Raw genomic sequence first — 15701 nt, 5'->3', positions numbered from 1 at the left:
CCAGCAAGCCGGCTCCTAAGGCGTTCGCGTTAGCCGCATCACATCCACCCATACTCCGCCATCGACAACGGATCGCCATCCCCGATGATGAAATGGTCGAGTACCCGCACATCGATCAGCTCAAGCGCCTTTTGCAGACGCTTGGTCAGCACCCTGTCGGCTTGACTGGGATCGGTATTGCCCGATGGGTGGTTGTGACAAAGGATCAACGCCGCTGCGTTATGCGCCAGCGCACGCTTGACCACCTCGCGCGGATGCACGCTCGTGTTATCAATGGAGCCGCGGAACAGCGCCTCAAACGTCAGCACCTGATGCCTGGAATCCAGAAACAGACAGCCGAACACCTCATGAGGCTCGTGACGCAGCATCGACTTCAGGTATTCACGAACCGCGTGCGGGTTTTCCAGCACCGATTTGTGGCGCAAGCGTTCAGCCAGATGCCGCCGCCCCATCTCCAGTACAGCCTGCAATTGAGCGAACTTCGCTGGTCCCAGCCCCAAATGCCTGCTGAACGTCAACTGATCTGCCTCCAGCAGCGAGCGCAGGCTGCCAAATTGGTTCAGAAGATGCCGTGCCAGGTCCACCGCACTTTTGCCGGACACACCGGTTCGTAGAAAAATCGCCAGCAATTCGGCATCGGAAAGACTCGCCGAACCCATTTCAAGCAACTTCTCCCGCGGCCGCTCCGCCGCCGGCCAATCACGAATACTCATAGCACCTCCCTGTCTGTGGGCGCCGCTGTTCCGTAGCGGTCGCTGTGATATCGTAGCCCATCTTTTTTGCGGGCGAATTCACTCCTGGGGAGGGGGTTTCGCCACGCAGTCATCAACGAAATGAAAGGCAGGCCTATGCAGCGGCTGTATCGGAAACGCATTGTTCTGGGCGTCGGCGGCGGCATCGCTGCCTACAAGAGCGCCGACCTGGTCCGCCGGCTGATGGACCAGGGCGCCGAAGTGCGAGTGGTCATGACCCGTGGCGGTGCCGAGTTCATCACCCCGCTGACCATGCAAGCCCTGTCCGGGCACCCTGTGCACCTGGATTTGCTGGATCCTGCGGCCGAAGCCGCCATGGGGCACATCGAATTGGCCAAATGGGCCGATCTGGTACTCATCGCCCCGGCCACTGCGGACCTGATCGCGCGTCTGGCCCAAGGCATCGCCGATGACTTGCTGACCACTCTGGTACTGGCCACCGACGCTGTTGTTGCCGTTGCCCCGGCCATGAACCAGGCGATGTGGCGCGACCCGGCCACCCAGGCCAACCTGCAAACACTCGAAAACCGTGACCTGAAAGTTTTCGGCCCAGCCTCCGGCAGCCAGGCCTGCGGCGATGTAGGTCTTGGGCGCATGCTCGAAGCCACCGACCTCGCACAGCTCGCCGCCGATTGTTTCAAGCGTCAGGCCCTGACCGGCAAGCACGTGGTTATCACCGCTGGCCCGACCCAGGAAAACATCGATCCGGTGCGCTACATCACCAACCACAGCTCCGGCAAAATGGGCTTCGCCCTGGCCGAAGCCGCAATAGAGGCTGGCGCCCGCGTCACGCTGATCAGCGGCCCGGTACACCTGCCAACCCCGGATCGTGTCACGCGCATCGACGTGGTCAGCGCCCGCGACATGCTCGCCGCGTGTGAGTCCGCAATCCCGTGCGACCTGTTCATCGCCTCGGCTGCGGTTGCGGATTACCGCCCGGAAGTCGTCGCACCACAGAAACTCAAGAAAGACCCTACAAACGGTGACGGCTTGTTACTACAAATGGTGCGCAACCCGGATATCCTGGCCAGCATCGCCACCCGTCCCGACCGTCCGTTCAGTGTTGGTTTCGCCGCCGAAACCGAACACCTGCTCGATTACGCCGCCCGCAAGTTGAAAGACAAGAATCTCGATTTGATCGTCGCCAACGACGTCGCCAACCCGAGCATTGGCTTCAACAGCGAAGAGAACGCCTGCAGCGTGATCGACCGCGAGCTTCACGCCACACTTTTCGCCCAGACCAGCAAGAGCAAGATTGCTCGCCAGCTGATCACTTTTATCGCCGAACGTCTGAACCAGGTTTAATTTACATGCACGCTTTGCAAGCCAAGATCCTCGACCCCCGCATCGGTACCGAATTTCCGCTGCCGCAGTACGCCACGCCTGGCTCCGCCGGCCTCGATCTGCGCGCCATGCTGGAAAAGGACACCGTCATTAAGCCGGGCGAAACCGTACTGATCCCGACCGGCCTGTCTGTTTACATCGGCGATCCGAACCTGGCGGCGCTGATTCTGCCGCGCTCCGGCATGGGTCATAAGCACGGCATCGTGCTGGGTAACCTGGTCGGCTTGATCGACTCGGATTATCAGGGCCCGTTGATGGTTTCCTGCTGGAACCGTGGCCAGACCGAATTCACCATGCCGGTTGGTGAGCGCCTGGCGCAGCTGGTGCTGGTGCCCGTCGTGCAGGCTCACTTCGAAATGGTTGAAGAATTTGTCGAAACCGAGCGCGGCACTGGCGGTTTCGGCCATACCGGCACCCGTTGATTCGATAGAGATTCATTGTGGCGAGGGAGCTTGCTCCCGCTGGGCTGCGCAGCGGCCCCACTAATTTTGTGAGCGCTTCGCACTCAAGCAGGGGCAAGCTCTCTCGCCACAAAATCGAGGTATTGACCGGTCAAAAAACTGCTGACATTGCTGGGGTGGCCTTTTCGCACCACGAACTCTCTGTTGAAAACGCCGTCATACCCTTCAGTTTGAGCCTGCCGGGCAAATCGCAGACAGGTCCAGCCACTTTCGAGATGGAGTATTCCCCCCGATGAACACCCCGAGCAAAATTGCCCCCAAGTTCCCTGACAGCATTTTCCGCGCCTACGACATTCGCGGCACCGTCCCGGAATTTCTGAACGCAGAAACGGCTTACTGGCTCGGTCGCGCCATTGGTGCCCAAAGTCTGGCTCAGGATGAACCAAACGTATCCGTTGGCCGTGACGGTCGCCTGTCCGGCCCGGAGTTGGTGGAACAACTGATTCAAGGCCTGGCCGATAGCGGCTGCCACGTCAGCGACGTAGGCCTGGTACCGACTCCGGCGCTGTATTACGCCGCCAACATCCTGGCCGGCAAATCCGGCGTGATGCTGACCGGCAGCCACAACCCGTCGAACTACAACGGCTTCAAGATCGTCATCGCTGGCGACACCTTGGCCAACGAACAGATTCAGGCCCTGCATGACCGACTCAAGACCAACAACCTGAGCAGCGGCAAGGGCAGCATTACCAAAGTAGAAATCCTCGACCGCTATACCTCCGAAATCGTCCAGGACATCAAACTGGCCCGTCGCCTCAAAGTTGTCGTGGACTGCGGTAATGGCGCCGCCGGCGTGATCGCCCCGCAACTGATCGAAGCGCTGAACTGCGAAGTCATCCCGCTGTTCTGCGAAGTCGACGGCAACTTCCCGAACCACCACCCGGATCCGGGCAAGCCTGAAAACCTCATCGACCTGATCGCCAAGGTCAAGGAAACCAACGCTGATATCGGTCTGGCCTTCGACGGCGACGGCGACCGTGTCGGCGTGGTGACCAACACCGGCAGCATCGTCTTCCCGGATCGCCTGCTGATGCTGTTCGCCCGCGACGTGGTGGCGCGTAATCCGGACGCGGAAATCATCTTCGACGTCAAATGCACCCGTCGCCTGATCCCGCTGATCAAGGAATACGGTGGTCGTCCGCTAATGTGGAAGACTGGTCATTCGTTGATCAAAAAGAAGATGAAACAATCCGGCGCCCTGTTGGCCGGCGAAATGAGCGGCCACATCTTCTTCAAGGAGCGCTGGTTCGGTTTCGACGACGGCATCTACAGCGCCGCGCGGTTGCTGGAAATCCTCAGCAAGGAAAAATCTTCGGCGGAAGAGCTGTTTGCGACCTTCCCAAACGATATTTCTACGCCAGAAATCAATATCCATGTGACCGAAGAGAGCAAATTCAGCATCATTGATGCACTGCACGATGCGAAGTGGGGCGAAGGCGCCGACCTGACCACCATTGACGGCGTGCGAGTCGACTATGCCAAAGGCTGGGGCCTGGTTCGCGCCTCCAACACCACACCGGTGCTGGTGTTGCGTTTCGAGGCCGATGACGAGGCTGAACTGCAGCGCATCAAGGACGTTTTCAGCGTCCAGTTGAAGCGTGTTGCACCTGATCTCCAACTACCGTTCTGATTCACCCGGAGCCCTGAATGACCCTCGAACGCGATGCCGCCGCCAATACCGCCAAGGTCCTGTCCGAAGCGCTGCCTTACATTCGCCGCTATGTCGGCAAGACGCTGGTGATCAAATACGGCGGCAACGCGATGGAAAGCGAGGAGCTGAAAACCGGCTTCGCCCGCGACATCGTGCTGATGAAAGCCGTAGGCATCAACCCGGTGGTCGTTCACGGCGGTGGCCCGCAAATCGGGGATCTGCTCAAGCGGCTGTCGATCGAGAGCCATTTTGTCGATGGCATGCGCGTCACCGACGCCGCGACCATGGACGTGGTGGAAATGGTGCTTGGCGGTCAGGTCAACAAGGACATCGTGAACCTGATCAACCGTCACGGCGGCAGCGCCATCGGCCTGACCGGTAAAGACGCTGAGCTGATTCGTGCGAAAAAACTCACCGTCACCCGCCAGACACCGGAAATGACGCAACCGGAAATCATCGACATCGGCCACGTTGGCGAAGTGGTCGGTATCAACACCGACTTGCTGAACCTGCTGGTCAAAGGCGATTTCATTCCGGTGATCGCGCCAATCGGCGTCGGCGCCAACGGTGAGTCGTACAACATCAACGCTGACTTGGTGGCCGGTAAAGTCGCCGAAGCGCTGAAAGCCGAGAAGTTGATGCTACTCACCAACATTGCCGGCCTGATGGACAAGTCGGGCACGGTCCTGACTGGCCTGACCACTCAGCAAGTCGACGACCTGATCGCCGACGGCACGATCTACGGCGGCATGCTGCCGAAGATCCGTTGCGCGCTGGAAGCGGTTCAGGGCGGCGTGGGCAGCTCGCTGATTATCGACGGTCGCGTACCGAACGCGATCCTGCTGGAAATCTTCACCGATACCGGTGTGGGCACGCTGATCAGCAACCGCAAGCGTCACTAAGCGATAGCGCGTACTAAAAGACCCCGCTCAGCCTGGCTGAGCGGGGTCTTTTTTTGCACCGTTCTCCCTAAGGAGAGCTGCTTTTTTGTGGCGAGGGAGCTTGCTCCCTCACCACACAAGCTCCCCACAGGAAATAGAGGTTAAACGCCGAATTGGGCGCGGTAGGCTTCAACCGCCGGCAGATGTTGCTTGAGCTGCGGATCGTCTGCGAGGAATTCCAGCACCTGGTTCAGCGAAACGATGCTGATCACCGGAATGCCGAAGTCGCGTTCCACTTCCTGGATCGCCGACAATTCGCCATTGCCGCGCTCTTGGCGGTTCAGGGCGATCAGCACGCCTGCAGCCTTGGCGCCGTCCTGGGAAGCGATGATCTGCATCACTTCGCGAATGGCGGTGCCCGCCGTGATCACGTCGTCGATGATCAACACTTCACCGGTCAACGGAGCGCCTACCAGGCTGCCGCCTTCGCCGTGGGCCTTGGCTTCCTTGCGGTTGAAGCACCATGGCAGGTCACGGTTGTGATGTTCGGCCAACGCTACGGCGGTAGTGGCCGCCAAAGGGATGCCCTTGTAGGCCGGACCGAACAGCACATCGAACGAAATGCCGCTCTCGGCAATGGCTGCGGCGTAGAAACGCCCCAGCTGCGCCAGGGCGGAACCCGAGTTGAACAGGCCGGCGTTGAAGAAGTATGGACTGGTGCGCCCGGACTTCAGGGTGAACTCACCGAAGCGCAAAACGCCGCGATCGATGGCAAAACGAATGAAATCGCGCTGATACGCTTGCATGAAAAAAACCCCAAATACCACGGATTTAGCTAATTAGCTTGACGCCGTGTATCATACACGCACGCGATTTTTGGGGCCATTTATGCGGATCATCAGTGTGAACGTCAATGGTATTCAGGCTGCAGTCGAGCGTGGTTTGCTCAGTTGGCTGCAAGCACAGAATGCCGACGTCATCTGCCTGCAGGACACCCGCGCCTCCGCCTTTGAACTGGACGATCCAGCCTTCCAACTGGATGGATACTTCCTTTATGCCTGCGATGCCGAAGTTCCCGCCCAAGGTGGCGTGGCTTTGTATTCGCGGCTGCAACCGAAGGCTGTCATCAGCGGTCTCGGTTTCGAGACGGCCGACCGCTACGGGCGCTACCTGCAAGCCGATTTCGACAAGGTCAGCATCGCGACCTTGCTGCTCCCTTCGGGGCAGAACGGCGATGAAGACTTGAACCAGAAGTTCAAGCTAATGGACGACTTCGCCCGTTATCTGGATAAACAGCGGCGCAAACGTCGCGAGTACATTTATTGTGGCTCGCTGTACGTCGCGCAACAGAAGCTGGATATCAAGAACTGGCGCGACAGCCAGCAATCCCCGGGCTTCCTGGCACCTGAACGTACCTGGATGGACGAGATTGTCGGCAATATGGGTTATGTCGATGCCCTGCGCGAAGTCAGTCGCGAAGGCGATCAGTACAGCTGGTGGCCGGATAACGAGCAGGCCGAGATGCTCAATCTCGGCTGGCGCTTCGATTACCAGATTCTGACGCCAGGGTTGCGCCGTTTTGTACGGAGCGCACGCCTGCCACGTCAGCCACGGTTCTCGCAGCATGCGCCGTTGATCGTGGACTACGACTGGACGCTGACAATCTAAGCGTCGTTTCGCAGATACGAAAAAGCCGACTTCAGGGTCGGCTTTTTCGTGCGTAGTGATCAGCTTTCTGTAGGAGCGGCTTGCTGGCTCCTACGAGTAGATTGATCGCTATTTGATCAACCGCCAGGTGAACGGATAACGGTACGGCAACCCGTCATTGGCCTTTAGCCCGGCAATGATGGACAGCACCATCGCCCCGATCAGCACCAACGGCAACAGCGCAAAACCGATCAGAACCAGCATCAGCAAGTAACAAATGCCCGAGACCAGGGCCACGGTGATTTGAAAGTTCAGCGCTTCCCTGCCTTGGGCATCGATGAACGGGTCGGTTTCACGCTTCCACTGCCAGAGTATCAGCGGCCCGATCAGGTGACCGAAGGGCAACCAGACGCCGAGAAACGCCGAGAGGTGGCAAAACATCGCCCACTGTCGAGCCTCGGGGCTCGGGGTGGGCAGCAGTTGTTGCTCATCACTCATGGCGCTCTCCTTGCCAGACGTCGAATCAATCAGTCAGCCAGTGCGGCTTTCTGCAGATCGAAGATTTCGTTCATGCCTTTTTTCGCCAGCTCAAGCATGGCGTTCAGCTCTTCCGGCTGGAACGGCGCGCCTTCGGCAGTGCCTTGGACTTCGATGAAGCCACCAGTGCTGGTCATCACAACGTTCAGGTCGGTCTCGGCAGCCGAGTCTTCCAGGTAGTCGAGGTCGAGCACCGGCTCACCTTGATACATGCCCACCGAAACGGCAGCGATCATCTGCTTGAGCGGGTCGCCGCCTTTCAGGCCGCCGCGCTTCTTGATCACTTTCAAGGCATCGACCAGCGCAACCATAGCGCCGGTAATCGATGCGGTGCGGGTGCCGCCGTCAGCCTGGATCACGTCGCAATCGACGTACAGGGTGACGTCGCCGAGCTTCGACATGTCGAGGGATGCACGCAGCGAACGACCGATCAGACGCTGGATTTCCAGGGTGCGGCCGCCTTGCTTGCCGCGACTCGCTTCACGCTGGTTGCGCTCGCCAGTGGCGCGCGGCAGCATGCCGTATTCGGCGGTCAACCAGCCTTGGCCCTGGCCTTTGAGAAAGCGCGGCACACCGTTTTCGACGCTGACGGTGCAGATGACTTTGGTGTCACCGAACTCGACCAGTACAGATCCCTCGGCGTGTTTGGTGTAGTTGCGGGTAATGCGGATCGAGCGGAGCTGATCGGCAGCGCGACCACTTGGACGTTTCATAAGGGATACCTGTACGGGGACGGAAAACTGCGGAGCATTATAGAGCCGCCAGCCACGGCTGGGCACTTCTAAAAAAATCCTCCGACGACCGAAGGCTCTGAACAGCCCGTCGTCGACGACCTGCAGCCGTTTGTCACACCGTGTGTTTGGGCGCATCCGCGCCACTGCGCTACAATCCTGCGCCTTTGCTGCCTATCGGCTTTAATTCATTGATATCGGAATGCCGGAACCTTAATTCCGGGCCGATCTGCATTGCGAGGTACCGCCATGGTGCACAGCATGACCGCCTTTGCCCGCGTCGAAAAAGCCGGCGTTCAGGGCACCCTGAGCTGGGAGCTGCGTTCGGTCAACAGCCGCTACCTGGAACCCCACTTGCGTCTGCCTGAGTCCTTTCGTGACCTCGAAGGCGCCGTCCGCGAAGCGCTGCGTCAGGGCGTGTCCCGGGGCAAGCTCGAATGCACGCTGCGCTTCACCGAAGAAAACACAGGCAAAGCGCTGCAAGTGGATCAGGCGCGTGCTGCACAATTGGTCGCGGCCGCCGAGACGATCGCCAGCCTGATCAAGAATCCGGCTGCACTGAATCCCCTCGAAGTCCTGGCCTGGCCCGGCGTGCTGGTGGGTGACGCAACCGATCCGCAAGCCTTGAATGCCGAAGCGCTGGCACTGTTCAACCAGGGTTTGAAAGAACTCAAGGCCGGCCGTGAGCGAGAAGGCGCGGAGCTGGCTCGCCTGATCAACGATCGCTTGACGTCGATTGAAGAAGACGTGGTCACCCTGCGCGAACTCGTTCCGCAAATGCTCGGCACCCAGCGCCAGAAGGTTCTCGATCGATTTGCCGATATGAAGGCCGAAATGGATCCGCAGCGCCTGGAACAGGAAATGGTCATGCTCGCTCAGAAAAGCGACGTCGCCGAAGAACTGGATCGCCTGAGCACTCACATCATTGAAGTTCGCCGGGTGCTCAAGTCCGGTGGCGCAGCCGGGCGACGCCTGGACTTCCTGATGCAGGAACTCAACCGCGAAGCCAACACACTGGGCTCCAAAGCCTTCGACCCGCGCAGCACCCAGGCTGCGGTCAACCTCAAGGTGTTGATCGAGCAGATGCGCGAACAAGTGCAGAATATTGAGTAAGGCAAAACCGACATGACCCACAGCACCGGCACCCTGTACATCATTTCCGCCCCATCGGGTGCGGGCAAGAGCAGCCTGGTCAAGGCTTTGACCGACGCCAATCCGGAGATCCGCGTTTCGGTCTCGCACACCACCCGCGCCATGCGCCCAGGTGAAGTGGACGGCGTGAACTATCACTTCGTCTCGCGAGAAGCGTTTGTGAAGATGGGCGAACACGGCGACTTCCTGGAGCGCGCCGAAGTCTTCGGCAATCTCTACGGCACCTCGCAAAGCCACCTGCAGCAGACTCTCGACGAAGGCCACGATCTGATTCTGGAAATCGACTGGCAAGGCGCCGAGCAAGTGCGCAAGCTGATGCCTCAGGCCCGCTCGGTCTTCATCCTCCCGCCGTCGCTTGAAGCCTTGCACCAACGCCTGACCAATCGCGGCCAGGACAGCGACGAAATCATCGACGGCCGGATGCGCGAAGCGGTCAGCGAAATGAGCCACTACGTTGACTACGACTACCTGATCATCAACGACGATTTCGCCCACGCTTTGCGCGACCTGCAGGCGATTTTCCGCGCCAATCAGCTGCAACAGAAACGCCAACAGCAACGTTTTGGCAAATTGCTGGCTGAATTGCTTGATTGATTTGCACTTCCCAAAACCGCTGTAAGGGCTTTACATTGGTGCTTGCAGCGCGTTGAAGGGCTTGATCAAAAAATCAGCGCTTCCCTAATCGCTGGTGATTTTTTAAACTGTTGAGTCCGCTCGCCCATCCGGGCAGCGCGCATATTGCATTTGCTACGAGGAAGACCATGGCCCGCGTAACCGTTGAAGACTGCCTAGAACACGTGGATAACCGCTTTGAGCTGGTCATGCTCTCTACCAAGCGTGCCCGTCAATTGGCCACCGGCGGCAAAGAGCCGAAAGTAGCATGGGAAAACGACAAGCCTACCGTTGTTGCCCTGCGTGAAATCGCTGAAGGCCTGATCGACTACGCAGCTATCGCAGAAGCCGAAATCGTTGAAGATGAACCGCTTTTTGCTGCATTCGAGGACGAGTCCAACGAGGCCGTCTAAGCCTATGCCTGGTCGACGTAGCACGGCGCGGGATAAAAGCTTACGGCAGGAGTCATCATGCCGAGCATAGACGCCCTCGCCGATCGCTTATCGACCTACCTCGGCAAAGACCAGGTCAACCTGGTCCGCCGAGCGTATTTCTACGCCGAACAAGCCCACGACGGCCAACGCCGCCGTAGCGGTGAGGCGTACGTCACGCACCCACTCGCGGTTGCGAATATTCTTGCCGACATGCATATGGACCATCAGAGCTTGATGGCGGCCATGCTGCATGACGTGATCGAAGACACCGGGATTGCCAAGGAAGCGCTGCAAGCGCAGTTCGGCGAAACCGTGGCCGAACTGGTCGACGGGGTCAGCAAACTGACCCAGATGAACTTCGAGACCAAGGCCGAAGCCCAGGCCGAAAACTTCCAGAAAATGGCCATGGCCATGGCCCGCGACATTCGCGTGATCCTGGTCAAGCTGGCCGACCGCCTGCACAACATGCGCACGCTGGAAGTGCTGTCCGGCGAAAAACGCCGGCGCATCGCCAAGGAAACCCTGGAAATCTATGCGCCCATTGCCAACCGGCTGGGCATGCACGCCATCCGCATAGAATTCGAAGACCTCGGCTTCAAGGCCATGCACCCGATGCGTTCCGCGCGGATCTACCAGGCGGTCAAACGCGCCCGGGGCAACCGCAAGGAAATCGTCAACAAGATCGAAGAGTCCCTCAGCCATTGCCTGGCCGTCGACGGCATTCAGGGTGAGGTCAGCGGTCGCCAGAAACACCTCTACGGCATCTACAAGAAAATGCGCGGCAAGCGTCGGGCCTTCAACGAGATCATGGACGTGTACGCGTTCCGGATCATCGTCGACAAAGTCGATACCTGCTATCGCGTACTCGGTGCAGTACATAATTTGTACAAACCGTTGCCGGGGCGCTTCAAGGACTACATCGCGATCCCCAAGGCCAACGGCTATCAGTCGCTGCACACCACGCTGTTCGGCATGCACGGCGTTCCGATCGAGATCCAGATCCGCACCCGCGAAATGGAAGAGATGGCCAACAATGGCATCGCCGCCCATTGGCTGTACAAATCCAGCGGCGACGAGCAGCCAAAAGGCACTCACGCCCGTGCCCGTCAGTGGGTCAAAGGCGTGCTGGAAATGCAGCAACGCGCCGGCAATTCGCTGGAATTCATCGAAAGCGTGAAGATCGACCTGTTCCCGGACGAGGTCTACGTGTTCACGCCCAAAGGCCGGATCATGGAGCTGCCCAAGGGCTCCACGGCGGTCGACTTCGCTTACGCGGTGCACACCGACGTCGGCAACAGCTGCATTGCTTGCCGGATCAACCGTCGTCTCGCGCCGCTGTCCGAACCGTTGCAAAGCGGCTCCACGGTCGAGATCGTCAGCGCTCCGGGCGCACGGCCAAACCCGGCATGGCTCAACTTTGTAGTCACCGGCAAGGCCCGCACGCACATCCGCCATGCACTGAAACTGCAACGCCGTTCCGAATCCATCAGCCTCGGCGAGCGCCTGCTGAACAAGGTCCTCAACGGCTTCGACAGCTCGCTGGAAAAGATCCCGCAAGAGCGCGTCAAGGCAATGCTCACCGAGTACCGTCTCGAACTGATCGAAGACTTGCTGGAAGACATCGGCCTGGGCAACCGCATGGCCTACGTCGTCGCACGCCGCCTGCTCGGCGAAGGCGAACAATTGCCGAGCCCGGAGGGTCCGCTGGCGATTCGCGGCACCGAAGGCCTGGTGCTCAGCTACGCCAAGTGCTGCACGCCGATCCCGGGCGACCCGATCGTCGGTCACTTGTCCGCGGGCAAAGGCATGGTCGTGCACCTGGACAACTGCCGCAACATCAGCGAAATCCGCCACAACCCGGAAAAATGCATCCAGCTATCGTGGGCCAAGGATGTCACCGGCGAATTCAATGTCGAGCTGCGCGTCGAGCTGGAGCACCAACGTGGCCTGATCGCCTTGTTGGCCAGCAGCGTCAACGCAGCCGACGGCAATATCGAGAAAATCAGCATGGACGAACGCGATGGTCGCATCAGCGTGGTCCAACTGGTGGTCAGCGTGCACGACCGCGTGCACCTGGCCCGCGTGATCAAGAAACTGCGCGCACTGACCGGGGTGATCCGCATCACCCGCATGCGCGCCTAATCCCACCCCTACAAGGAGTCATCCATGACCAAGACTGTTATCACCAGCGACAAGGCCCCGGCCGCCATCGGTACTTACTCCCAGGCGATCAAGGCTGGCAACACCGTTTACATGTCGGGTCAAATTCCTCTGGACCCAAAAACCATGGAACTGGTTGAAGGCTTCGAAGCCCAGACCGTCCAGGTGTTCGAGAACCTCAAGGCCGTGGCTGAAGCTGCCGGTGGTTCGTTCAAGGACATCGTCAAGCTGAACATCTTCCTCACCGACCTGAGCCACTTCGCCAAGGTCAACGAGATCATGGGCAAATACTTCGACCAGCCTTACCCAGCGCGCGCCGCCATCGGTGTTGCCGCCCTGCCTAAGGGTTCGCAGGTTGAAATGGATGCCATCCTGGTCATCGAGTAATGCGTACGGCGCGGCCTCAGGCTGCGCCGACTGCTCTGCTGTAAAGAAAGCTTGAAAGGATTCCACCATGCGCAAAGCGCTTGCTCTCTCGCTGCTCGCCCTGATTTTGGGCGGATGTGCCAGCGACCCTGCCAGCCGTGACATCAGCGGCACCTGGATCAATCAGGCGGCGATTGATGCTGCATCCAAAGGCGCCCCCCTGCGTGAAGCGCTCCAGGCCTATGGTCCGAACCTGGAATGGGACGTCAACACCAAGGCCGGCCAGGCCCGCTACACCAATGGTTTTGAGAATGTCGACGGCAAGCTGTTGGGTGAAGAGTCCGGCGCCTGGAAAATCGACTTTTATGGCAGCTCCGGCAGCGAGCTGAAACGCGACGGCAAGCAACTGAGCCAGGCCGCGACCGATAACGAACCCGCCCAGGTCTTCGACCGCGCATCGGTTCCAGTGCCGGATGGCGCGCCACTCGGCGCCAGCTTCGAACGCGCACTGTATTCAGCCTACATGGGCGGCAGCTGGAAAGTCGTCAGCGGCCCCGGCGAAGGCAATACCGTGCAGTTCCAGGCCGATGGCCAGGTGACTGGCTTGCCGGGCAGCGATCGCTATGCCCTGTGCCTGGCAGGTGATTGCGCATCGATGAGCGGCGGCAACGACAACATGTGGCTGCAACTCAACGGGCAAGGAAATGCCTGGATCTTTGCGCGCAAAGGCAAGGAACTGGAGATTTTCCAGACCGTGAACACCGCCCAGGCGGACGAAATGCCTTCGTTCACGCCGGGTGACCGCAAGTGGTTGCTGGAAAAACAGTAACCCGAACTTGAACTGAACTCTGTAGGAGCCAGCTTGCTGGCGAAAGCGGCGTAACAACCAACATTGATGTTGAATGTAACGACCTTTCGCCAGCAAGCCGGCTCCTACAGGATGCGGGTGTCAGCAGCGCCCTTCAAGAATCGCCGCATAACCTTCGCGAAAGCTCGGATACGCTGGAGTCCAGCCCAACGCTTTCGCCCGAGCATTGCTGCAACGCTTGCTCCCGGTACGTCGCACGCTGGCATCCTCAGCCCAGTCCGTCACGCCCAGATACTCACGCAACCAGCCCACCACATCGGCCAAAGCGGCTGGCGCGTCATCGACGCCGATGTAGATATCATCCAGCTTCACCCCACGCCGGTCAGCCCCAAGCAGGCAGGCCATCAGCCCCGCGGCGTCATCGGCATGAATCCGGTTGGCATACAACGGTGGATCCACCACCACGCGGTAACCCCGGCGGACCTGAGTCAGCAACCACTCACGGCCCGGGCCGTAGATACCGGTCAAGCGCACGATACTGGCCGGGATGCCGCTGTTGAGCGCAATTTGTTCGGCTTCGAGCATCACTCGCCCTGAATATCCTGCCGCTATGGCGGGTGACGTCTCGTCGACCCACTCGCCTTCCTGCTGACCGTAAACGCTGCTACTGGAAACGAACAAAATGCGATTGGGCACTTGCCCATAGTCGTTCAGCCACTCCAGCACATGTTGCAAACCTTCCACGTAAGCCGCGCGGTAACCGGCCTCATCGTGATCGGTGGCGGCGGCGCAATACACCAGGTAATCCACGGCGCCAATTGGCCAGGTCGCCGGACAGTCTTTATTAAATAAATCGCCGGCAACGCCAATCACACCCTCGGGCAGGCGTGAAACGTCACGTCGCAGGCCATGAACTTCCCACCCGGAAGCCACCAATTGCGTCGCCAGACGACTACCGACATCACCGCAACCGGCGATCAAAACAGAAGGCGCGGACATCAGAAAACTCCCCTTGGAAACGGACAGACTAGCGCCGGCAATGGACGAGCGGCTAGCAATGCAGGAAAAAAAGAGACTCTATTACTTCTGTTAACAAGAATTACTTGCAATAATACGCGCCACTTTTGTTCTCGGCCCTTCGAGGCCTGGAAGAACATAACCCGTTTTTTTCTCTCAGGTCCGGCCAGCATGACACGCAATCAACTCTCCGCTTCGCCAACCAAACGACCTCGCGCCTGGAGCGCGGTGGCCGCCCTGCTGCTCAGCCTGATGCTGGCCCCAACCGCCGCATTCGCTGACGCACAAGCGCCAGCCACCCCGGCCGCTGCAACATCCGCACCGGCCGACCATGCTACCCCGGCTGCAGCGCCTGCCGCGACTGACCCGGCCCAGGCAACACCGGCTTCAGAAGCCCTCGGCGAAGACGTTCCTGAAGTCCTCGAAGCCAACAACACGCTCGGCATGGCACACGACTTGTCGCCATGGGGCATGTACCAGAACGCCGACATCATTGTGAAAATCGTGATGATCGGCCTGGCCATCGCATCGATCATCACCTGGACCATCTGGATCGCCAAAGGCTTTGAGCTGATGGGCGCCAAGCGTCGTCTGCGCAACGAGATCGTCCACCTGAAAAAAGCCACCACGCTGAAAGAAGCCAGCGCTACTGCGACCAGACCAGGCACCCTTGCCAACCTGCTGGTCCATGATGCCCTGGAAGAAATGCACCTGTCGGCCAGCAGCCGCGAGAAAGAAGGCATCAAGGAACGCGTCAGCTTCCGCCTTGAGCGCCTGGTGGCTGCCTGCGGTCGCAACATGAGCAGCGGCACCGGCGTCCTCGCCACCATCGGTTCCACTGCACCGTTCGTGGGCCTGTTTGGCACCGTGTGGGGCATCATGAACAGCTTCATCGGCATCGCCAAAACACAGACCACCAACCTCGCCGTCGTCGCTCCAGGCATCGCCGAAGCCTTGCTGGCGACCGCGCTGGGTCTGGTCGCGGCGATTCCTGCGGTGGTGATCTACAACGTATTTGCCCGCTCCATCGCCGGGTACAAGGCGCAGGTGTCCGACGCGTCGGCAGAAGTCCTGCTGCTGGTCAGCCGCGACCTCGACCACCAGCCTGAGCGCAGCTCGCAACCGCACATGGTGAAAGTGGGGTAATC

The 15701-nt window shown here is 59.6% G+C and carries 16 protein-coding genes and 1 pseudogene; 12 read left to right on the top strand and 5 right to left on the bottom strand.

Annotated elements, in window-relative coordinates:
* Nucleotides 1-38 precede the first annotated feature (38 nt).
* Complete coding sequence (gene radC, locus ABVN21_RS23960) at nucleotides 39-713, bottom strand: DNA repair protein RadC (RefSeq protein ID WP_339552548.1); 675 nt, start codon at nucleotides 711-713, stop codon at nucleotides 39-41.
* Nucleotides 714-848: 135 nt separating this feature from the next.
* On the opposite strand from radC, the gene coaBC reads away from it, so the two are divergent.
* The 4 genes and pseudogenes from coaBC to argB all read left to right on the top strand — a co-directional run bounded on the left by coaBC (nucleotide 849) and on the right by argB (nucleotide 5110).
* Complete coding sequence (coaBC, locus tag ABVN21_RS23955; RefSeq protein WP_339552547.1) at nucleotides 849-2057, top strand: bifunctional phosphopantothenoylcysteine decarboxylase/phosphopantothenate--cysteine ligase CoaBC; 1209 nt, start codon at nucleotides 849-851, stop codon at nucleotides 2055-2057.
* Between the two features lie 5 nt (nucleotides 2058-2062).
* Complete coding sequence (gene dut / locus ABVN21_RS23950; protein WP_338583876.1) at nucleotides 2063-2518, top strand: dUTP diphosphatase; 456 nt, start codon at nucleotides 2063-2065, stop codon at nucleotides 2516-2518.
* A 268-nt stretch (nucleotides 2519-2786) separates the two neighbouring features.
* Nucleotides 2787-4187 (top strand): annotated as a pseudogene (locus ABVN21_RS23945) (phosphomannomutase/phosphoglucomutase); the annotation flags it as partial.
* 17 nt (nucleotides 4188-4204) lie between these two features.
* Nucleotides 4205-5110 carry an acetylglutamate kinase gene (argB, locus tag ABVN21_RS23940; protein WP_339552546.1) on the top strand — a complete coding sequence of 302 codons (906 nt, stop codon included), beginning with the start codon at nucleotides 4205-4207 and terminating at the stop codon, nucleotides 5108-5110.
* A gap of 140 nt (nucleotides 5111-5250) precedes the next feature.
* Here argB and pyrE read toward each other — a convergent pair whose 3' ends face one another.
* Complete coding sequence (gene pyrE, locus ABVN21_RS23935) at nucleotides 5251-5895, bottom strand: orotate phosphoribosyltransferase (RefSeq protein ID WP_034147724.1); 645 nt, start codon at nucleotides 5893-5895, stop codon at nucleotides 5251-5253.
* Between the two features lie 82 nt (nucleotides 5896-5977).
* On the opposite strand from pyrE, the gene ABVN21_RS23930 reads away from it, so the two are divergent.
* A complete protein-coding gene (locus ABVN21_RS23930; protein ID WP_339552545.1) occupies nucleotides 5978-6757 on the top strand; it encodes an exodeoxyribonuclease III in 780 nt (259 codons plus the stop codon).
* Between the two features lie 108 nt (nucleotides 6758-6865).
* On the opposite strand, the gene ABVN21_RS23925 is transcribed toward ABVN21_RS23930, so the two are convergent.
* Together ABVN21_RS23925 and rph are read right to left on the bottom strand one after the other, a co-directional pair.
* Nucleotides 6866-7234 carry a DUF4870 domain-containing protein gene (locus ABVN21_RS23925; protein WP_339552544.1) on the bottom strand — a complete coding sequence of 123 codons (369 nt, stop codon included), beginning with the start codon at nucleotides 7232-7234 and terminating at the stop codon, nucleotides 6866-6868.
* Between the two features lie 29 nt (nucleotides 7235-7263).
* Nucleotides 7264-7986, bottom strand: a complete 723-nt coding sequence (rph, locus tag ABVN21_RS23920; RefSeq protein WP_034147726.1) for a ribonuclease PH — start codon at nucleotides 7984-7986, stop codon at nucleotides 7264-7266.
* 267 nt (nucleotides 7987-8253) lie between these two features.
* Between rph and ABVN21_RS23915 the strand changes: the two genes are divergently transcribed.
* The 6 genes from ABVN21_RS23915 (at nucleotide 8254) to ABVN21_RS23890 (ending at nucleotide 13557) form a co-directional block, all read left to right on the top strand.
* A complete protein-coding gene (locus ABVN21_RS23915; RefSeq protein ID WP_339552543.1) occupies nucleotides 8254-9117 on the top strand; it encodes a YicC/YloC family endoribonuclease in 864 nt (287 codons plus the stop codon).
* Nucleotides 9118-9129: 12 nt separating this feature from the next.
* Entirely contained in the window at nucleotides 9130-9750 is a 621-nt protein-coding gene (gene gmk, locus ABVN21_RS23910; RefSeq protein ID WP_339552542.1) for a guanylate kinase, read from the top strand.
* Nucleotides 9751-9917: 167 nt separating this feature from the next.
* Nucleotides 9918-10181: a DNA-directed RNA polymerase subunit omega gene (gene rpoZ, locus ABVN21_RS23905; RefSeq protein ID WP_007921129.1), complete on the top strand. Its 264-nt coding sequence runs from the start codon at nucleotides 9918-9920 to the stop codon at nucleotides 10179-10181.
* 57 nt (nucleotides 10182-10238) lie between these two features.
* A complete protein-coding gene (gene spoT, locus ABVN21_RS23900; RefSeq protein WP_034147729.1) occupies nucleotides 10239-12344 on the top strand; it encodes a bifunctional GTP diphosphokinase/guanosine-3',5'-bis pyrophosphate 3'-pyrophosphohydrolase in 2106 nt (701 codons plus the stop codon).
* Between the two features lie 24 nt (nucleotides 12345-12368).
* Complete coding sequence (locus tag ABVN21_RS23895) at nucleotides 12369-12749, top strand: RidA family protein (RefSeq protein WP_003229509.1); 381 nt, start codon at nucleotides 12369-12371, stop codon at nucleotides 12747-12749.
* Nucleotides 12750-12816: 67 nt separating this feature from the next.
* On the top strand, nucleotides 12817-13557 hold the full coding sequence (locus tag ABVN21_RS23890) for a hypothetical protein (protein ID WP_339552541.1): 741 nt from the start codon (nucleotides 12817-12819) through the stop codon (nucleotides 13555-13557).
* A 120-nt stretch (nucleotides 13558-13677) separates the two neighbouring features.
* Here ABVN21_RS23890 and ABVN21_RS23885 read toward each other — a convergent pair whose 3' ends face one another.
* Nucleotides 13678-14535 (bottom strand): SDR family oxidoreductase, encoded by an 858-nt coding sequence (locus ABVN21_RS23885; protein WP_339552540.1) that lies wholly within the window; start codon nucleotides 14533-14535, stop codon nucleotides 13678-13680.
* A 189-nt stretch (nucleotides 14536-14724) separates the two neighbouring features.
* Between ABVN21_RS23885 and exbB the strand changes: the two genes are divergently transcribed.
* Nucleotides 14725-15699 (top strand): tonB-system energizer ExbB, encoded by a 975-nt coding sequence (exbB, locus tag ABVN21_RS23880; protein WP_339552539.1) that lies wholly within the window; start codon nucleotides 14725-14727, stop codon nucleotides 15697-15699.
* Nucleotides 15700-15701 lie beyond the last annotated feature (2 nt).

The organism is Pseudomonas sp. MYb327 (assembly GCF_040438925.1).
Classification (GTDB): Bacteria; Pseudomonadota; Gammaproteobacteria; order Pseudomonadales; family Pseudomonadaceae; genus Aquipseudomonas.
This window is presented reverse-complemented; position numbering and strand designations above follow the sequence as displayed.